Raw genomic sequence first — 18,944 nt, 5'->3', positions numbered from 1 at the left:
ATCCCCGAGCTACAAGGCCGCTACGCCGAATTTGGTCGTAGACCTGTGTTTGGTCAAAGCGCCTTCGAGCTCCCTGACCAACGTCTCCCTTAACTTCGGCGGCTCCAGCACCTCGACGCAGTCGCCCCAGGTGAACAGGTGCCACGAAAGCTCAAGCATGCCGCTCGCGCGGAACCGCACGATCACCGAGCCATCCGCCTGCGCCTGCAGGGTCTGGGTGGGATGAAACCGCCAGCGCAGAGCGTCCTCGACGCGATCGCCGGAGATGCGAAGCACAATCTCATGCACCTCGTCTTGGTAGATGCCGAAGGACCTTGAAGCGTAGTCGTGCAGGTTGAAGTCGGCAGGCGGCGCGCCTGTCTCCTCCAACACTTCCAAGTCTACGATCCGATCGAGCCGCCAGTTGCGCGGCCCCTCCGCTCGCTTTTCCGCGGCCACCAAATAATTCATCCGGCTGAACATCAGTCCGTAGGGCGTGACGGTGCGCAGGTCGCCCGGCGTACTGCCCCCCAAGTAGCGGAAGCGCAGCTTCTTCATGGCCGTGAGAGCAAACCGCAGGTCCGCAATGAGCGTGGGGTCCTCGTGGGGCCGCGGACCAGCCTGAACAGCTATGGCCTCGGCCCGAACAAGCGCTTCCACATCGGTCGCAACCTTCTGCAAAGCCTGCTTGCGCATCGCTGAGCGGACCTTGCGCTCCAACGACTGCAGCGCTGCGGCTCTTGGATGGGCGCCAGTTGCTTCCAGTTGCGCGGCGGCCTTCCCGAGCTCCAAGAGCTCCTCGGTGGTCGGGGCTTGCGAGAAGCTGTCGAGGCCGCTGGGGATGCGGAACCGCTTCGTAGGCGGCTCAGAAATCTCGTCCATCTGCGGAAAGACGAAGGCGAGCGTATCCCTCATCCGCTCTGCCGTGCGACGGCTTACGCGAGCGACACTCGCCATCTCATCAAGCGTCAGCCCTTCTGCGCTGGCCGCCAAGTGCCGCGCGAGCTCAATTAGGTCCGCGAGTTTCTCGTGCCGCATAGACGCCCCCACGTCCAAATCTGGCGTAACGCCAGCCTACTCCTGAGCTCGACGAAAGCTCAACGGGAGATCTCGCGGTGCACAGCTTCACGCTTTCCAGCCACGCCAAGCTGCGCGCGAACCAGCGCGGCATCACTCACAAGATGATCGGCGATGTGATCGCCTACGCGGACATCGAGGCTCCTGCCGGCAGCGGGTGCACCGTGTTGCGGGTTAGTCGCGAGCGACTGAAGGACCGAGCGCTCAAGGCCGAACTTGCATGCAATCCGGACAAGCTGAGCTCGCTTGCGATTGTCTGGAGCGAGGACAGCGCCGAGATCGTAACGGTCCTTATCGATCACGGTCGGGGCAAAGGGCGGCGTTACCGCAAGCCTCACTAAGCTCACCGCGCTCTTGCAAGCCTCAGCCTGCACAATCCAAAGTCGCGCTTGAAGATGCGCGCCGAGCGGCGCGCGGGGGAATGAGTTGATGTCGCTTGCTCTGTTGACCCGCCCCGAGGCGGTTCATGCCGCTATGGATGAGTATGACGCGCTGGGGCGCGACGCCTTCCTTGAGAAGTACGGCTACAGGCCAGCGCAGACCTACTTCGTGGTGCGCGAAGGTCGCCTTTACGACTCGAAGGCCATCGCCGGCGTCGCCGTGGGCAAGGAGCACACCGACCGCGGACCGCTGAGTTCCGATGAATTCTCCGGCGGGACCAGCACCGTCAGAGCCAAGCTGGAGGGGCTTGGCTTCACTGTCTTCGGCGGCGAGGACGACGAAGCTGAAGCTGCCGACTCTGAGTTCAACTCGGAGCGCGCCTTCCAAGTCATTCAAGAGGCTTGGGGAGCTCCGGCTGAGCCCGTTGGCAAGTACCTGGCCGTTTGGCGCACAGCGCCGGGCCGGGAACTCGCCCTTCAGCTTGAGCAAGGCACTCCTCGAGTTTGGGTGGAGGTCCCTCCTCCCGCCGAGGTCTGGGCGGCCGTGACGCGGTATGAAGGAGCCAAAAGCCGTCACTCCTATCTGAGGACCCATTCGGAGCGGCTCGGAGAGCCGAACGTCGCATACAGAGCCGTCGTGACGTCGCCGGAAGGGCTCGAGCGGCTGCTCGCATGGTACGCGGCAGTGCCAGTCACTAGCCTCGACGCTGCGGAGCTAGAGACCCTCCGCGCCGTCTTTCTGAAGGAGATGACCGGCTTCCGGACGTTTGAACAACCGGGGGCGACCTATGTCGATCATGAGCGAGCCTATAAAGACGAGCTCGTTCAGCTCTTCCACGCGGAAGTCATGCCCCTGGTCGGGCGCGGCCTAGCGAGTGATGAGGACGCCCGCCGACTTACGGGGGCGTGGGTGGACGTACTCAGCCGCAAGCTCACCGCCGGCAATCGACCGCAGAACCTGATCGGGTGGCAGGCCGTCGACCGTGTCCGTCGCCTGGACGAGATTGGCAAGGCGACGTTCGGGCGCGATCTCCACGAGCTCCTGCAAGACCATGACGACTCGGAAGCGGCGCTGGACGGCTTCATCGCCAGCGCCGGCGACGCGCTAAAGGCCGCGGGCGCCAGCGGGCCCGCCGGCATCGCCAGACTTATGGGCTCCTGCGCCCTTATGCTGAAGGATCCAGCAAGCTTCCACGCCATCCGAAGCGATCTTTTCGAGCTTGCCCTTCGGCGACTGAAGCGGGAGCCCTTCCCGACGTACACCGACGAGCCCGCCCGCGTACGCGCGGCCATGGCGTTAGCCCGCGAAGTCTTCGCCCACTTGCGCTCGCAATGGGGCTGGGCGCCAAAGGACATGATCGACGTCCAGAGCTTCCTTTGGGTGGCCCTTAAGTACGACCAGCCGGAAGAAGCTGAGGGGCACAGGTTCGCCGACCTGATGCAGGCGTTCGCCAAGCGGTTCAGCGAGGTCCGGATGGGTCCCCTCGCTCAAGACCCTGAGCTCTGGGGCGTCTCCGAACAGCTGAAAGATCACCTCTCTGAGCTGGAAGCGGTAAAGCGGCGGCCCACGATCACGGTCGACTGGAGCGCCGGACGCGGGGTGTGGGCGACCGTGCCGTGGTTTGCACTGCTTGATAGCCGCGTCACCCGCTCCACGCAGTCGGGCTACTACATCTGCTTCCTGATCAACCGCGAGCTGACGCGCGTCCATCTCACACTGATGCAGGGGATGACAGAAGCGGTGTCGGAGCACGGCCGATCGGCGGGCAGCGCTGAGCTCATCTCGCGCGCGAAGGCCTTCCGCGCCCGCATGCCCGAGCTCGCTGACCATGGGTTTCAGCTCTCAGGCGACATTGAACTGGGCGCCCAAGGATGGCGGGCCCGCACCTACGAGGTTGCGACCATCGCCCACCTGCCGTTGGAGATCTCAGACCTCCCGTCCGACGGGGAGCTCGCTGCCGTCCTAGAACCGCTCCTCGCCGCCTATGATCGCCTGATCACCGGCGAAGTCGCCTCTCTAGAGGAGGACGTACCCATCGCATTTGAGCCTCACGTTGCGGCGACCGCTTACACGCTGGACGACGCCCTTGCCGGTCTCTTCATGGAGCGCGCCGACTTCGAGCGCATCCTCAGCGTCTGGCGCTCGAAGAAAAACGTGGTCCTGCAGGGCGCTCCGGGTGTCGGGAAGTCCTTTGTCGCTAAGCGACTTGCCTATGCCTTGATGGGACAGAAGGACCCTGATCGCGTCGAGGTTATCCAGTTCCACCAGTCCTACGGCTACGAAGACTTCATCCAGGGCTACCGTCCAACCGAAGATGGCGGGTTCCACCTGCAGGACGGCGTCTTCTTCCGCTTCTGTCAGAAGGCGACAGCAAACCCAGCGCAGCCGCACGTTTTCATCATCGACGAAATCAACCGCGGCAATCTGTCGAAGATTTTTGGCGAGCTGATGCTCCTGATCGAGCATGACAAGCGTGGCTCTGAGTGGGGCGCCAAGCTCGCGTATTCGAAGGACCGAGATCCCGCCTTCCACGTGCCCTCCAACCTCTTCATTCTTGGGATGATGAACACCGCCGATCGGTCGCTGTCATTGGTCGACTACGCGCTTAGGCGCCGGTTTGGCTTCATCACCCTCGAGCCAGCCTTCCTAACCTCTAAGTTTCGGGACCATCTGCATGCCCGTGGCGCGGCAGCCGAGATCCAGCGCGCGATTATCGAAGGCATGACGAGCCTGAACGCGGCGATCGCGGACGACACGGTGAATCTTGGTGCGGGCTTCCGCATCGGCCACAGCTTCTTCGTGCCGCCCGATGGACAGTCCTTGGACCGGGCTTGGTTCGAACAAGTCGTGGCGACGGAAATCCGGCCGCTTTTGGAGGAGTACTGGTTTGACGAGCCGGCGAAGGCCGCAGACTGGTGCGAACGGCTTCTGGGTCAGCCGTGACCCAGATCCCGATCCGCAATCTCTACTACCTCTTCTGCTACGCGTGGGCCCGGTTCCCCGACCAGGCGCAGGCGGTGGAGGTCGGCGTAGATGACTGCCCGGACCTCCCCAACCTCTTCGCCCGCGTCCTCATCAACAGCGCCAACCGGCTGATGCGCCGCGGTCTTGACCGTGGCTACCGAGAGTTCGTGGAGGAGACTCGCAGCCCGCGCGGGCGGATGCTGATAGGCGAGATCGTCAAGCGTCAGACGCTGCTGCGAGGTGCAGTCGTCTGCGCCTTCGATGAGCTCACGCCCGACGTCCCGCACAACCAGATCATCAAGGCAACCGCGCTGTCCCTCGCCCGCGCTCGAGGGGTTAGCGCTGAACACTCTCACGAGCTTCGACTGATCGCCCTGCGCATGAGCGGAGTTGGCGACATCCGCCTGACCGGAGACTGCTTCCGTCGGGTTCAGCTCTCCAGGAATACGGGTCAGTACGCCTCCGTCCTCAAGCTCTGTGAGCTCGTCTTCCGCGCGCTGTTGCCCGAGGAGGATGGCCAGGGATCTCGCTTCGCCGAGATCCTCGAGGACGAAGTGACCATGTCGGCGGTCTTTGAGGAGTTCCTGCTAAACTTCTATCGTCACGAGCAGCGGACCTTCACGGCCCGCGCTGAGTCCTGGCCTTGGGATGGGGTAAGTCTTGAGCCTGGCAGCGAAGGGCTCCTGCCGCAGATGATCACCGACATCACTCTTCGCTCTCGAGAGCGGACGATCGTGATCGACGCGAAGTTCTACAAGGAAGCGCTCGCGGCCAGCCACGGCGCGAAGAAGGTGCGTTCAGGTCACCTCTATCAACTGCTCGCCTACATGGAGCACGCCAATCTGCGCAGCCCGCACCTCCCCTGCGATGGCGCCCTCATCTATCCGGCTGTCGGCGACCCAATCGCACTCAGGTACCGATTGCGGGGACACGAGGTCGTGGTCCGATCCATCGACCTGACGCGTGAGTGGCAGGCGATCCATGACGAACTTCTCGCCTTGCCGTTCGAATTCGGCGGTGAGCGCGCAACTCAGAACCAAGCGGCGTGACGGACAGAATGGCGGCCGAAATCCAACTCAGAGACCACGTGATCTGGATCTCGCACATTCGAGGCGACGACGAATTGAAGTCATGGCTCACGAGCGTCCCGGCAGGGGCGCTCATCGAGCTCGAGCTCGACGGCTGGCGGGCCGCTTGGCGCAAGATGGACGACGGCAAGGATGGACGCCCGACGTCCGGCTTCAAACCGGTAGGCGGCGCGGAGGTCCGTTGGAACGAGCTGCAATCGGAGCGCGGACGATGGATGTCGCTCCGGCTATGCGAGGATCACTAGCCTTCGTGATGAAGAAGGTCCTGCAACTGTCGAAGGGTCACCCGCGCGGCGTCAATCGAGGAGGCGACACTCGGCTCAAGCCAGACGAAGCCTTCGGTCCTCCGGGTAAGCAAGAAGCCGTTGGAGAGAAGACGCTGCTGCAGCGCAGAGCTCAGTTCCTGCTTAGGCATCTGCTGCACGCCGAGCTTGATGCGCCCTTCCGTGTGTGTCGCCCAGTACCTATAGCCCGCGGCTGGACCAGGCTCCCCACAGGGATAGCGGCGACCTGCACCCTCTTTGACGATGTTAAGGCCCAGCGCTTCGAGCAGTTGATGCGCCTTGGTGTCGTTCATCCCCGCCCCTCTCAAGACAGTCCCTCACGCAAGGGCGTGAGCAGTGTGGAGTAGCTTAGCTTGAACGAGATTTATCAGGACATCCTCCGCCGCGTGGAAGAAGCCAACGCAGCTCGACCGACGCCGTTAAGGTCCGCCCTCACCGACCTGCTGATCAACCACCCGGCTACGCAGCCACATGATCAATGCGGCCCAGCAAACAAGAAGATGATCCGATACAAGCTCGCCAACGGCATGAGCCTTGGCCATGAGATAGAAAATGGGCCTCAGCACTTGTGGTTTCGCGCGGATCATCTTCCGCATGGCTTTGAGAACGAAGCAAAGCTCTATCCCCCGACGCAGGGTGGCAAGGGGAGGCACGCAAACGTAAATCAGATGCCAGACCTCAGGGACGAGGCCGTAGCCCGGCTAACAATCAAGGACCTCGATCAAGCTGTGCGGCTACTGAACGGCCTGCTTGGGAAGTAGCGCTACTGAACTCATGACCACGTCGCACCTGGAGCAAAATCGCCAATGACCTTGGTCGCCAAAACGGGACCAGTGAGGCTCGACTCCGCTCGTAGTTGCTTCCTGAAGCTCCCACCCTACGGCGAGGTGGAGCCCCGCGTTGGTGAGCCGATCTTCCTTTGGATCTCAGAGTCGAAGGGTGGGGAGGGCTTAACCTACCGGGGAGAAGTGGAGGCAGTCGGCGACGGTTCTCCCCTCCCCCTGGTGGTCCGGGTCTTCGCTGAGCAGCCAAGCAGGCCACTGACGAAGGCAGACCTCCTGCAGGCGCCCAGCCAAGGGCTCGGGATGAGTGGCCTGGCCGAGAAGCTCTATCGGCATTCGCTCCATAAGATTGCTGCGCTCACGGCGGAAGAAGCAGAGCTCCTGGCGAGCCACTTCCCGTCGACCTCCGAACCCACCGACCGGCAAAGAGCTGACCACCGAGCTTGGTGGCAGCCGGTTCTCGACGCGCTGCAGACGCCGGGCGAGCCCCCGCCTCGCCTCTACACAAATAACGTGCGGCTTCCGCTTCCATGGCCTGGCACCTGGGTCACCGCCTACGTCGCGGACGGTGTCGACGGCCGGATTGGTGTCTTCCTCGGAGGTTCGGACGCCGACCTCGCCGCGTTTTGGACCAGGGCCGAGCCACGACTGGTGACGATCCGCGCTGCGCTGCAGACGCCTGTGACCATCGAGCAGCAGAATAATCGCTTCATTCTCAAGAGCGTTCGGCGCAGGCGTGAGTTTGCGACCGATCACGAACAGCAAGCATGGCTCAGCAGTACAGCCGATGATTTTGCCACCGTTCTGCGCCCGCTCATGCGCGAACTGCTGAGTGGCGCGAACGCTGGCCTGAACGCTCCGGACGGCGCGTGGCAGTCTAAGGGTGTCGTGCTCCCGCAAGGCACTCAGCTGCGCATGCGCTACAATGGACGAGCATTCACCGGCACAATCGACCACGGCCAGTTTCTGGTGGAGGGGCAGCGGTACGGATCGCCCTCAGCCGCTGCTCGCGCAGTTGGCATAACGCGTTCGGGGAAACGGACGAACCTGAATGGATGGACCTGCTGGGAAGCTCGCCTGCCTGGCTCAAGCACCTGGCGCCTGCTCGACGAGCTGCATGCCGAGGCTAATCCTAGCCGCGCTCATGATGGAGAGGAACTCCTTCGCGACCTCGGTCTCCTCGATGATTGAGAGGAATGCAGGTCACTCAGGCCGGTAGCCTGAAAGAAGCTGATCAATGAGGGTGCGACGCTCCAGCACCCGTTCGCCAAGCAGATCAGTTCGGCGGGTCTCACCGGCCTCCACGCACCAGGCACTGAGATCCGCCAGAAGTTGGACGACCCGCGGCTCATGGAGGTGACCAAGCGCCGCTCCGCGCCACACCTGCATGTCGAACTCTCGAGGGCTAAGTCCCTGTCGCTGCGCCAAATCCAGCGCCAGGGCCTCTAGGCGAAGGTATTCCGCGCGTCTTTGAGGCGTTGTGTGGGGAACGCTGGCGCTCGGGTACGCCGCGGCCAGCCGGCGAAGTACGTGGCCGTCGAGTACTGCATGCTGCGCCTCCTCTCGTGCGTAGAGCGCAAAGAGACGAGCGGTCTTCATTCCCGAGCCGGAAATCGACTCCAGATCCTCCACGGCCACTTCGGCCAGTCGAGCGCTCAGCACCTCAACGCTCTCGCAGTAGCTTCGATGGAGCCTGTCGTATTTCCCAAGGCGAGAAGCCTCGAGCAGCTGTCGGAGGGTCCCGTTGCGGATCGCCTGGCGCAGGCGTTGGAATGGCGTTGCGCCGTTGGGAAGCGAGGAAAGCAAGGTAGCAAAGCGAGCAGCTTGTCGTTCAGCGCTGGCTCCGCCCGTCGTCAGGCAGAAGAGCCACCACGCTTCTAAGCCCGCAGGCGACCGATCGATACGGTCAAGGTTGTGCACGTCAATCATGTGAAGCCGTTACTTCACCTGCACGTACTCGGCCAACCTCATGCCCTTCCTGATTTCGGTTCCGAATGAGCGACCGATCCCGGCGCGCTCAGCGATCTCATGAGCGCTGTGGCCTTCGAGTGCGTCAGCATTCCGAATCCCGAAGAGGTGGATGGCGACAACCTTGTCGCCCTTGCCCGCGCGGGCGTAGTCATCCCTCAGTCGCCGCGCCAACTCGTCCGTGGTCATCGCAGTCTTCCTACTCAGCCGCGCCCCTCGTGAGATAGCGACGCAATCGGGCGATTGTGTCGGAGAGCCGCGCCACGGCCAAGCTCAGAGGCCTACGGACTACTCAGCCGACGGGTCCGGCGCCGGTTCATGCTCCCGGAATAGTCCCGAAGCGCTTCGGTCAAGCCTGCGCATTTCCATCCAGCGTCAGCGCGTTGGAGTCCCCTCGCAAGCGATGCTAGGGCGCTTGGGCATCGACGAAACGGTACGACCAAACCTGTCGCAAGCGTGCTACCAAACTATCGATGAGGCTGCTCGCTTTCGGAGTGAGCGCCTCACATTTGGGTGCGTCATGGGGCGCACGCACCACGATGGCGCCGCTAGATTTAGGCTAGTTTGACGGGGCCTAGTTCGGATTCGGGGGGTACCTCTGCCTATGACGCTGCAGACGTTTTGCAAACCGCGTGCCTCTGCGTTCGCGGCAGATCGCCGAGCGACAGTTCTCAGCCTGGACGCATTCCTTAAGGGTGAAGTTAGCGGTCCGGAGTTCTTCAGTGAGAACTACTTCACGACGGGAATGGAAACGCTCGTCGATCGAGCTTTCCGTCACCTCGGCGGCAAGGGGGCGGGTTCATCCGTGTTCCTGCTCTCGCAGGCTATGGGTGGGGGTAAGACCCACAGCATGATCGCGTTGGGGCTTTTGGCTAAAGACCCTGCCCTACGAAAAGCGATCCTCGGTGCTAAGGATCCAAGTCCGAGCCTCGGCGCCTGCCGTGTTGCAGGTTTCAATGGGCGCAGCACTGACGCCCCTGGCGGCATCTGGGGTTCCATCGCCGAGCAGCTCGGCAAGGCACAGCTCTTCGCGACCTACGTGTCGCCGCTACTGAGCGCCCCTGGGCCAGAAGCGTGGAAACAGTTGTTGAGTGGCGAGCCGCTTGTCCTTTTCCTCGACGAGCTCCCGCCGTATCTCGAGTACGCCGTGGCCGTTCCTGTGGGGAACGCAGACCTGAGCGTCGTGACCACTGCTGCACTCGCCAACCTGTTCGTCGCTGTGGCCGACATGGACAATGTCTGCCTCGTGCTCTCAGATCTCGCCGGCACGAACTTCAGCGTTGGCCAGGAAAGACTTCAGGCAGCCTTCGCTCGGGCTGTGCAAGGCATTGGTGCAGAGGCTCGGCGGATCGCCGTACCGATCACGCCCGTGAATCCGAACGGCGACGAGCTGTATCACATCCTTCGTAAGCGTCTGTTTGAGACCGTCGCGCCGGATGCGGAAATCAAGCGTGTCGCTGAGCAATATCGCGAAGCTCTTAGCGAAGCTCAGAAGATGGGGCTTACGACCACCACTCCAGAGTCTCTTTATACTCGCACTCTAGATTCATACCCCTTTCACCCCGACCTCCGCGAGTTGGTGGGCAAGTTCAAAGAGAACGAGGGCTTCCAGCAAACAAGAGGCGTTATCCGCTTGATGCAGATGGTCGTCTCCAACCTGTGGAATTCGAAGAGGGCGGATCAGGCAGACCTGATCCACCCTTACGACTTGGACTTCAACCTTGATGAGATCGCGTCCGAGGTCCGTACTATCAACCCGTCCCTGAGCGAGGCAATCGCTCACGACATCGCCCACGGCGGAGACGCGGAAGTTGAACAGATTGATATTGCGAACGGGAATAGCGACGCCTCTGACGCTGCTCGGCTGATCTTGATCGCGTCCCTGTCTACGACGCCGGGCGCCATTCACGGCCTGCGGGAATATCAGCTCGTGGACTGCCTTCAGCGCCCCGGCCGCGATTTGAGCACCTTTAAGACAAACGTGCTCGATAAGCTCGCGACCCGCGCTTGGTACCTCCACAATTCGGCTGATGGTCGGCTGTTCTTCAAGAACCAGCAGAACCTGGCCGCGAAGTTGCGGTCCACGGCCTTGTCGCTGCACCCAGAGACGGTAGACCGGATGCTCCGGGAGCATCTTGAGACCTATTTCTCGCCGTCGATGCGCGACTGTTACCAGCTCATCAAGGTATTGCCCCCGCTAGACGAGGTGCAGCTGGAGATCGAAAAGACGACCCTGGTAATTGTCAGACCGGGCGGCCAGGCGAACCAGCTGCCCATCTCCGCGGATTGGCAGAACTGGTGGGGTCAACAGCAATACAAGAACCGCGTTCTGTTCCTAACCGGCTCGAGAGACACATTCCAAAAGGTGGTCGACTCAGCCCGACAGGCGCGCGCGCTGCAAAGCATTGAAGACGAACTGAAGAGCGAGAACACGCCCAATGACGACCCCCAATGGCGCGCACTTGACGCCCTTCGGGACCGCGTCGGCCTTCAATTTACGGCTGCGTTGAAAGAAGCATTCGACCAGATCGTGTATCCGTCAATCAGCTCAGCGCTCCGAACGACGGGCACTGATCTCTCGTTTGCCGGCAATCAGAATGGTGAGGCCACGATCCGGAATACGCTCGAAGGCGCACAGAAATTCACGACGAGGATCGACGACGAGAGCTTCCGCTCAAGGGCAGAAGCCCGGCTCTTTGGGTCCGAAGAGACCAAGACCGTCTTGTGGGCGGACTTCAAGCGCGCTGCGGCGGTCAACACCAATTGGCCCCTGCACAAGCTCTCAGCGCTAGAAGACCTCAAGGCGGACTGCATTCGTCGGGACCTTTGGCGCGAAGAAGGAAGTCACATCCGGCGCGGGCCTTTCCCCCCGGCGATGCCCGAGGTCGCGATCCGCGAGCTGGCCGTCGACGACGAGGGAGATGGCATCACCTACCTGAAAATCGAGCCTCTGCATGCGCCGGTGGTCGTCTATGAAACGGGGAGTGCTGAGCCCACTCGGGCGTCGACGCCTGTCCCGACGCCAAATCGCTTCGAGGCTAGAGGATTAAGGTATCGCTTCATCGCGATAGATCCTGACGACCTCGGTCGTTGCAGTGCCGTCAGGGATTGGACCGCCAAACTCCGGTTGAAGTACCAGATCCATGATCTGGGCGATCACTACGAGGTCGAGCTGTTGGCACTCCCTAAGGCCAACGGTATCGCCATCTACTACACCACGGACGGCTCGGCGCCGACGAACGCTGGGCGGGCAACCTATGACGGCAGGCTCAAGGTGCCGCCAAACGCGCGTGTCGTCTGCGCTATCGCTGTGTGTCCCGAGTTCGATCTTAATTCGGAGATCCTTCGCATCGCGATCCCGCAGCGGGGAGAGGAAGCTCGCCCGCTAATCGATGCATCGCGTCCGGCGCGCTGGCATCAAGTGGCCAAGCTCGATGACTCTGGGGCGGTGTGGGATTTCATCCAGAGGCTGGAGAAGGCGAGCTCTGTGCGAGCACACGATCTTAGCGTCACAGCCGAGAGCGCCGACGGGGAGCAGAATGTCGACTACTCGGGTTCCGTGGAGCGGGGCTATGACGCAACTGACGTCAGAGCTCTTGCCGACAAACTGCAGGAGCTAGTGGGCGATGGCAGCATTCGGATGTCTGTAGGAACCCTGGCGTTTCTAACGGGACAGGACTTGCTCGACTGGCTGAGATCCACAAATCAGCAATTCAACCCGGCTAAGGTGACTCAATAGGATGGCTCGCCCTCGTTCAACGCCCACTAGGAGGGTGATTGGGCTCGGCTTCCTGCCGGACGAAGCCCGGCATGGCTTCCTCATCGAGGTGCCTAAAGGCGCTGGAGCAGGCGACATCGTTTGCATCAGTGAACACAGGGGCGACGGCGTGGATCGCGCGGACTCCCGAGAGGCTGCCGGCCTCCCGCCGACCGACCCATCGGTTAGGGTACTAATAGATCGGGGCCGTTGGTTGTCGCTCGCGCCTGGATTTTGGGAGGAGGCAAACCGCCGCCTTCGAGCGAATGGCCTGCCGCCGGCCAAATTCTCGAAAAACCCCGCGAACCCCATTCCGGTGCATCCATCCCTTGGTAAGGAGCTCTGCATCCTTTGCTGGGCCGTCGAAGAAGCCACGCCGGAAGATATTCCCAATGCACTGCACAACTGGGAAGCGCTCGCTCCAGAGGAGCGGTGGTGGCTGTACACCATGACTGTTGCGACCACGGGGCAAGCTCTGCAGAGGGGCAAAGGCTGGCGCAAGGCGCTACGAGCAGCTCTTGCCGACAACCCGTACGTGAAGGGCGAGGGGATGTCTCCCCGAGCCCGCCGTGAACTGCTGGGTCACTCGCAGCTCTCACTGGAACTTTGACGAGAACTCACTCCGTGCCTGCATTTATCGAAACACAGTTCCCCATCGCGAGGTTATCTGCCGAGGCCTACAAGGAGCGGAAGGCGAATAACGGTCAGACGCTAACCCGCCTGGGAAAGTGGTGGGGACGCAAGCCGCTTATTCTCGTGCGGGCGTCGATCGTCGGCATGCTCATGCCCGCCTCTCACGACCCGAAGAAGGATCGTGAGATCTTTCTCAAGATCCTGACCATGGACGACGCAGGCGCTTGGGATCGCTGCAAGCCCGCGGTCCAACGCAAGACCTCGCGAACGGACTTTGACCGCTTGCCCTATGCCGAGCGCATCGCCGTCTGCGAACGGCCGGAGAACGTTGTCGGGCCATCAACCGCCGTATGGGCGGAAATCAACGCTCATCTCAGCACCACTGCCCAGTCTTTGCCCGAGCTAGTAGAGCAGCTCGGGAAGCGAACCTTCGGCCACCGGCCGCGCGTCGGCGACAGCTTCTGCGGCGGCGGCTCCATCCCCTTCGAAGCTGCCCGCATCGGCTGCGAGGCTTTCGGAGCTGACCTTAACCCAGTGGCAGGCCTTCTCACCTGGGCAAGCCTCAATCTACTTGGCGGGGACGAGGCGGTTCAAGAAAGGGTGATTGAGCTCCAAGAAGAAATATTCGCGGCCGCTGACCGGGAAGTCACCACCTGGGGGATAGAACACAACGAGCGGGGCGAGCGCGCCGATGCTTACCTCTACTGCGTGGAGGTCAAACCCGATGGCTGCGAGTTTTTCATTCCCCTGGCTCCCACGTGGCTCATCGGCGAGAAGTCTAAGGTGGTGGCTCGATGGCAGCGGGTTCCGGGCTCAGACCGCCTGCAGCCAATTATCGAGGTCGTGAACGATGTTGAGCTAAGCCTCTATAAAGACAAGAAGGGCGCAACGCTTCTGGACGGCAGGGTGATTGACCCCTTTGACACCAGCCGATCTTGGTCGGTCGAAGCTTTGCGGGGGCCCGGAGGGCTTCGACGCTGGAGTAATGACGACCTCGTACCTCGCGCATCCGACGTCTTTCAAGAACGGCTCTATTGTATCCGCTGGATCAACGCCAAGGGAGAGCGCCGATATGCAGCGCCGGACGACAATGATCTAGCCCGAGAAGCCTACACCCTCGAACTCTTGCGGGAGCGCTTTGCAGATTGGCAGCGCAAGGGGTTCATTCCCTCAATGTCGATCCCAGAAGTAGGCGACGAAACAGCGCGTCTCTTTCGCGAGCGCGGATGGGCTTATTGGCACCAACTATTTACGCCACGGCAGCTTTTAACACACGGATTACTTGCGGAAATAAGCGCAGGAATCACGGCCCCCCAGAGCTCTCGAGCGGCTTTCCTGCTGGGCCTCGGACGCATGGCAGATTGGAACTCGAGGTTAAGCGCCTGGATGTTCCACGCGGGAAACGAAAAAGGCAATCAAGTTTTCTACAATCAAGCGCTCAACTGTCATTCAAACTACGCTGCGCGTCCACTTTCAAAACTCGAAGATACGTTCAAGATTGCAATCAACTCGAAAGGGAATACCACTCTCAATGCGACAGTTGAACTGTCTGACGCACGGGACATCAGGACATCCTGTGACCTCTGGATCACGGATCCGCCTTATGCAGACGCGGTGAACTACCACGAGCTCGGCGACTTCTTCTTAGCTTGGTACGAGAAGCAGCTTGTAAAGGCCTTCCCGGAATGGACTCCGGACGCGCGCGCAGAGCTCGCCGTGCGGGGGGATGGCGACGACTTCCGTCGCTCCATGGTGGAGATCTACCGCAACCTTGCCCAGCATATGCCCGACAACGGCATGCAAATGGTTATGTTCACCCATCAAGACCCGGCGGTCTGGGCCGACCTAGGCATGATCCTTTGGGCAGCTGGACTTACTGCGACGGCTGCATGGACAATCAGCACTGAAACCGAAGCGGCCGGGATTAAGAAGGGGAATTACGTCCAGGGGACAGTGTGCCTGGTTCTCCGTAAGCGCCTCTCAAGCGAGCCCGGCTTCTTAGATGAGGTGTATCCGCTCGTTGAGGACGAGGTGAAGCGCCAAATCGCCTCAATGCAGGCTTTGGATGAGGGCGGCGATCCCAACTTCAACGATGCCGACTATCAGCTCGCCGCGTACGCGGCCGCCCTAAAGGTCTTGACCAGATACAGCAACCTCGACGGCCGTGATGTTCAACATGAGGTTTTCGCCGTTCGAGCCAGGAACGAGAAAAGCGAGTTCCAGACCGTAATTGAGCGCGCGCTAGAGATCGCCTGCGACACACTCGTTCCGCGAGGCCTGGATAGTTCCTGGCGAGATTTGTCCCTCGTTGAGCGGTATTACCTTCGCGCATTAGACATTGAGAGCCGAGGAGAGCGCCGTAAGGGGATGTACGAAGAATTAGCGCGGGGCTTCGGCATAGCGGATATTCGGCCGCTCCTTAAAAGCGACAAGGCCAATGGAGCTCGGATGCTAACCCCCAGCGCCATGTCCTCCAGCCTGCTGGCGCCAACCGAAAGCTCGCCACAAGCGGGCGTGGCACTGCCCCGCCGGCGCGGTCGAGTTGCTGCAGGCGGTCCTCATCCCTTCGCGGCCACATCACTTCGCCATCTGCTGTTTGCCGTTCGCGAAACGGCCGCCGCGGACAACAATCCAGAGCCAGGCCGACAGTACCTGCGAGACACCTTCGGCCAGGCCTATTGGGGAAAGCGCGAGGGTTTCGTAGCGCTGCTGGAATGGATGGCGGCCCTCAGCAACGCTGAGGGAATGACCGAATGGCTAGAAGACTCTGAGGCCGCCCGCATCCTGGCTGGCCGGATGCGAAATGACCACGCCTGATCATGCAGCGCCACTCTAGTCGAAGGACCCGCCTCGACCACACCGTGCTTACGACGCGCCTCGAAGGTGCGGTGTCATACGACCGTATCGCCGGCTATTTCCGCTCTAGCCTCTTCGAGGTAGCGGGCGAAGCGATTGCCAACGTGGCGGGCCCCGTTCGCATCGTCTGCAACTCGGACATAGATCCACAGGATCTGGCGACGGCCGCTGCCGCCCAAGCAGCCCTCCGCCAAAGCTGGTGCGCGGGAAAGCCGGAGGATGCGCCGCCCCTCGCGATGCCGCGATATCGGGCGCTGTACGACGCGCTCGTCAGCAAAAAGATGCAGGTGCGAGTCCTGCCGGACTCGGCCTTCGGACTGATCCATGGCAAGGCCGGCGTAATCACACGAGCTGATGGCTCAGCGACCGCCTTTCTGGGCAGCGTCAATGAAAGTAAGTCGGCCTGGAGGGTGAACTACGAGCTGCTGTGGGAGGATGACTCGCCGGAGACCGTCGCCTGGGTACAGGAAGAGTTTGATGCCCTCTGGGACGATGCCCGCGCAGTTGATCTGGCCTGCTGCCCGTTCGTGGCGCAGGACCTTCAGCGAATTATCAAGCGGAAGGTCATTGAACCGACCGAACTCGAGGCGCTCGCTGATCCCACAACGGTTGCTGCCGCCGCTGCTGTCGAAACTCCCGTCTACCGACGCGAACAGGGGCTCTGGCCCCACCAGAAGTACTTCGCCAGGCTCGCCTTAGAACGCCATAGGCTCGGCGGAGCGCGGCTCGTTCTCGCCGACCAGGTTGGCCTTGGGAAAACGATCCAACTTGCGATGGCGGCGCTACTCATTGCGCTTGATGATCCGGATGGCGGCCCCATCCTCGTGCTGGCGCCCAAACCCCTCCTTCAGCAGTGGCAGGATGAGCTTATGGAGCTCCTGCACCTGCCCTCAGCGCGATGGAACGGAAGGGCTTGGGTCGACGAAAACGACGTGGAGCACCCGTCGGACGGACCCAAGTCGCTTGGAGCCTGCCCAAGGCGGATCGGCCTAGTCTCGCAAGGTCTTGTGGTTCGTGGACACTCTGAAGCGGTCAGCCACTTGCTTGGGCGCCGTTATGCCTGCGTCATCGTCGACGAAGCCCACCGGGCGCGCCGTCGCAACATTCCGAAGGTCGATGCCGGACCCGACGAGGTCGATGAGAAGGCGGATCCGAACAACCTCATGGCTTTCCTACGAGAGATCGGGCCCAGGGCGAAAAGCATGCTCTTGGCGACGGCGACGCCTGTTCAGTTACATCCCGTCGAAGCGTGGGACCTCTTGCATGTTCTCTCGCATGGCAACGACGGCGTCCTTGGAGGTTGGACGCAGAGTAGCCCTTGGTTCCAGCCCAGCCATTGTCTGGACGTCGCCACCGGCGTCATCGCCGTTCCCACCCACGACGACCGTGCAGGGTGGCAATATGTCATGGACCCCCTACCCTCGCGTTTCGAAGGCCCAGCGTTTGACAAGATCAGGCGCAACCTAGGCGCTGAAGACAGCCGCTGGCAGTTCCAGCCAGAGAGCCTTGATAAGCTCTCCGCCGCGATCCGGCGGGTCCAACTCGATAATCGGGTCCTGCCCGGCTACGGCGAGACGTACAACCCGCTGCTTCGTTGCATCGTGCGTCGGACACGCGCCTACCTCGAGGCGACGATCAACCCTTCCACCGGCGCGCCCTTCCTTCCCAAGATCAACGTGAAGCTGTTCGGCGAAAGCCAGAAGGACGCCATCGTGCTCGCGGGTTACCTCCGTGACGCCTACGACGAGGCGGAGGTGTTCTCGAGATTGCTTCAGCAGCGCGTTAAAGGCGCAGGGTTCTTCAAGACTTTGCTCCTTCGCCGCCTTGGAAGCTCGATGGAGGCTGGCCGTCGAACCATCGCTAAGCTGCTGGGCGCCAACCCAGAGGCGCCAGACGACGAGGAAGACGACGACGCCGAAGAAGAAGCGTTCGCAGGGCACCAGGTGGCTGTGTCGAGCGACTTCAAGAACTTTACTTCCGCCGAAGTGGCGTCGCTCAATCGGTGCTTGAGCCTCTTGAAAGAAGGCGGAAACAACGACCCGAAACTCGACGCCATCGTCGGGTTTCTACGAGGAACGAGGCCGGGGTCACAGCGCCCTTGGCTAGATCTCGGCTGCATTCTTTTTTCGCAGTACTACGACACCGCACGGTGGGTTGGCGAGGAACTGTCTAAGCGCGCGGAATTTGCTGACATCGACATTGGCCTCTATGCCGGCAGTAACCGTTCGGGTTTCTGGCGAGGCGGACGATTCCAGCGCTGTGACCGAAACGTGCTGAAAGGTTGGGTGCGCTCGGGCGAGATGAAGCTCCTCTTAGGCACCGATGCAGCGTCGGAAGGCCTAAACCTTCAGCGGCTGGGAACGCTCATCAACATCGACTTGCCGTGGAACCCCACCAGGCTGGAACAGCGGAAGGGTCGCATTCAGCGTATCGGCCAAACGCGCAGCGAAATCTGGATTGCTAACCTCCGCTATCTCGGCTCAGTCGAAGACCGCGTTCATCAGGTTCTCGCCGACAGGCTAGAGGCTATCCATGGACTGTTCGGCCAGATCCCAGACACCCTGGAGGAAGTTTGGGTCCAGATGGCGCTAGACGACCAGCATGCCGCCAGTCTGTTGATCGATCGCACCACGGCGACCCGCAACCCGTTCGACGTCAAATACAGCAAGGTCGAGGACGCCGATTGGGAGACGTCGCCTCTCGTCCTCGACCCGATCGCTGTGAAGGAAGAGCTATCAGTTGGCTGGTAGGGGCAAGGCCCGCGCTGAGCTCTGCTCATTGCGATAGGCCATCCCGCAGCCGCCCGCTGGTAGGGAGGTTTGAACGCACAGGATCTGCAGCTCCGGAATAGTTGCCAACCTGCGCCCTCGACCGGCCCAATGAGGTGGCTGACCAGTGCGTTAGCACCGACACCCAAGCGATGCAGTGTCGGTTGGGTGCGTTATAGCGAGGGCAAGCGCCCCAAATCCCTCCCGAAGTCAGCCCGGAAAGCACCAATCAGAACAAGGCTCATGATGAGCCTTCAGGGCTTCGTCGGAAGTATCTGGTCTTTGACACAGCCACCAGAATGGCCAAGCTGGTCGGTAGAAGGACCGAATGTACAAGAGCAAGTCGGCATCGATGCGGAATCCGGAACGCTTCGGCCACCGATTCCGAAGTGACCTCGGCCACCCAT

At 61.5% G+C, this 18,944-nt stretch carries 14 protein-coding genes; 10 read left to right on the top strand and 4 right to left on the bottom strand.

What is annotated here, in order from left to right; genetic code table 11:
• Positions 1-9: 9 nt before the first annotated feature.
• Positions 10-1,017: a helix-turn-helix transcriptional regulator gene (locus ACE3Q8_RS08945; protein ID WP_374469925.1), complete on the bottom strand. Its 1,008-nt coding sequence runs from the start codon at positions 1,015-1,017 to the stop codon at positions 10-12.
• Positions 1,018-1,094: 77 nt separating this feature from the next.
• Between ACE3Q8_RS08945 and ACE3Q8_RS08940 the strand changes: the two genes are divergently transcribed.
• From ACE3Q8_RS08940 to ACE3Q8_RS08925, 4 genes are all read left to right on the top strand, one after another.
• Positions 1,095-1,397, top strand: coding sequence for a hypothetical protein (locus tag ACE3Q8_RS08940; RefSeq protein ID WP_374469924.1), 303 nt, complete (start codon positions 1,095-1,097; stop codon positions 1,395-1,397).
• A gap of 88 nt (positions 1,398-1,485) precedes the next feature.
• Entirely contained in the window at positions 1,486-4,380 is a 2,895-nt protein-coding gene (locus ACE3Q8_RS08935) for an MrcB family domain-containing protein (protein WP_374469923.1), read from the top strand.
• Positions 4,377-5,450 carry a hypothetical protein gene (locus ACE3Q8_RS08930; RefSeq protein ID WP_374469922.1) on the top strand — a complete coding sequence of 358 codons (1,074 nt, stop codon included), beginning with the start codon at positions 4,377-4,379 and terminating at the stop codon, positions 5,448-5,450. The genes ACE3Q8_RS08935 and ACE3Q8_RS08930 overlap by 4 nt, the downstream gene beginning before the upstream one ends.
• A gap of 8 nt (positions 5,451-5,458) precedes the next feature.
• Positions 5,459-5,734, top strand: a complete 276-nt coding sequence (locus ACE3Q8_RS08925; RefSeq protein WP_374469921.1) for a hypothetical protein — start codon at positions 5,459-5,461, stop codon at positions 5,732-5,734.
• On the opposite strand, the gene ACE3Q8_RS08920 is transcribed toward ACE3Q8_RS08925, so the two are convergent.
• A complete protein-coding gene (locus tag ACE3Q8_RS08920) occupies positions 5,731-6,066 on the bottom strand; it encodes a hypothetical protein (protein ID WP_374469920.1) in 336 nt (111 codons plus the stop codon). The two genes, ACE3Q8_RS08925 and ACE3Q8_RS08920, sit on opposite strands and share 4 nt — an antisense overlap.
• A gap of 60 nt (positions 6,067-6,126) precedes the next feature.
• On the opposite strand from ACE3Q8_RS08920, the gene ACE3Q8_RS08915 reads away from it, so the two are divergent.
• Together ACE3Q8_RS08915 and ACE3Q8_RS08910 are read left to right on the top strand one after the other, a co-directional pair.
• Positions 6,127-6,534: a hypothetical protein gene (locus ACE3Q8_RS08915; protein ID WP_374469919.1), complete on the top strand. Its 408-nt coding sequence runs from the start codon at positions 6,127-6,129 to the stop codon at positions 6,532-6,534.
• Between the two features lie 324 nt (positions 6,535-6,858).
• Entirely contained in the window at positions 6,859-7,746 is an 888-nt protein-coding gene (locus ACE3Q8_RS08910) for a hypothetical protein (RefSeq protein ID WP_374469918.1), read from the top strand.
• A gap of 12 nt (positions 7,747-7,758) precedes the next feature.
• Here the strand turns inward: ACE3Q8_RS08910 and ACE3Q8_RS08905 are convergent, their stop codons facing one another.
• Positions 7,759-8,484 carry a hypothetical protein gene (locus ACE3Q8_RS08905; RefSeq protein ID WP_374469917.1) on the bottom strand — a complete coding sequence of 242 codons (726 nt, stop codon included), beginning with the start codon at positions 8,482-8,484 and terminating at the stop codon, positions 7,759-7,761.
• A gap of 9 nt (positions 8,485-8,493) precedes the next feature.
• The gene (locus tag ACE3Q8_RS08900; protein WP_374469916.1) at positions 8,494-8,712 is read right to left on the bottom strand and encodes a hypothetical protein; all 219 of its coding nucleotides are present in this window, start codon (positions 8,710-8,712) and stop codon (positions 8,494-8,496) included.
• A gap of 415 nt (positions 8,713-9,127) precedes the next feature.
• Between ACE3Q8_RS08900 and ACE3Q8_RS08895 the strand changes: the two genes are divergently transcribed.
• Genes ACE3Q8_RS08895 through ACE3Q8_RS08880 form a run of 4 tightly spaced genes read left to right on the top strand, consistent with a single transcriptional unit; the run spans position 9,128 to position 18,519 of the window.
• Positions 9,128-12,262: a DUF499 domain-containing protein gene (locus tag ACE3Q8_RS08895; RefSeq protein ID WP_374469915.1), complete on the top strand. Its 3,135-nt coding sequence runs from the start codon at positions 9,128-9,130 to the stop codon at positions 12,260-12,262.
• A gap of 1 nt (position 12,263) precedes the next feature.
• Positions 12,264-12,890: a DUF3780 domain-containing protein gene (locus ACE3Q8_RS08890; protein WP_374469914.1), complete on the top strand. Its 627-nt coding sequence runs from the start codon at positions 12,264-12,266 to the stop codon at positions 12,888-12,890.
• 14 nt (positions 12,891-12,904) lie between these two features.
• Positions 12,905-15,730, top strand: coding sequence for an anti-phage-associated DUF1156 domain-containing protein (locus ACE3Q8_RS08885; protein ID WP_374469913.1), 2,826 nt, complete (start codon positions 12,905-12,907; stop codon positions 15,728-15,730).
• A gap of 2 nt (positions 15,731-15,732) precedes the next feature.
• Positions 15,733-18,519, top strand: coding sequence for a phospholipase D-like domain-containing anti-phage protein (locus ACE3Q8_RS08880; RefSeq protein ID WP_374469912.1), 2,787 nt, complete (start codon positions 15,733-15,735; stop codon positions 18,517-18,519).
• The last annotated feature ends 425 nt before the right edge of the window (positions 18,520-18,944 follow it).

Origin of the sequence: Phenylobacterium sp. (genome assembly GCF_041913825.1) — a bacterium.
Lineage (GTDB): Bacteria > Pseudomonadota > Alphaproteobacteria > Caulobacterales > Caulobacteraceae > Phenylobacterium.
Note: the sequence above shows the minus strand (reverse complement) of the source record. Positions and strands in the feature narration are given on the sequence as shown.

Bases quoted from the DNA above. Each gene is read 5' to 3' on its own strand.
- ACE3Q8_RS08880 (WP_374469912.1), top strand. From the start codon at position 15,733: ATGCAGCGCCACTCTAGTCGAAGGACCCGCCTCGACCACACCGTGCTT.
- ACE3Q8_RS08920 (WP_374469920.1), bottom strand. From the start codon at position 6,066: ATGAACGACACCAAGGCGCATCAACTGCTCGAAGCGCTGGGCCTTAAC.
- ACE3Q8_RS08925 (WP_374469921.1), top strand. From the start codon at position 5,459: ATGGCGGCCGAAATCCAACTCAGAGACCACGTGATCTGGATCTCGCAC.
- ACE3Q8_RS08935 (WP_374469923.1), top strand. From the start codon at position 1,486: ATGTCGCTTGCTCTGTTGACCCGCCCCGAGGCGGTTCATGCCGCTATG.
- ACE3Q8_RS08910 (WP_374469918.1), top strand. From the start codon at position 6,859: ATGAGTGGCCTGGCCGAGAAGCTCTATCGGCATTCGCTCCATAAGATT.
- ACE3Q8_RS08905 (WP_374469917.1), bottom strand. From the start codon at position 8,484: ATGATTGACGTGCACAACCTTGACCGTATCGATCGGTCGCCTGCGGGC.
- ACE3Q8_RS08895 (WP_374469915.1), top strand. From the start codon at position 9,128: ATGACGCTGCAGACGTTTTGCAAACCGCGTGCCTCTGCGTTCGCGGCA.
- ACE3Q8_RS08945 (WP_374469925.1), bottom strand. From the start codon at position 1,017: ATGCGGCACGAGAAACTCGCGGACCTAATTGAGCTCGCGCGGCACTTG.
- ACE3Q8_RS08890 (WP_374469914.1), top strand. From the start codon at position 12,264: ATGGCTCGCCCTCGTTCAACGCCCACTAGGAGGGTGATTGGGCTCGGC.
- ACE3Q8_RS08900 (WP_374469916.1), bottom strand. From the start codon at position 8,712: ATGACCACGGACGAGTTGGCGCGGCGACTGAGGGATGACTACGCCCGC.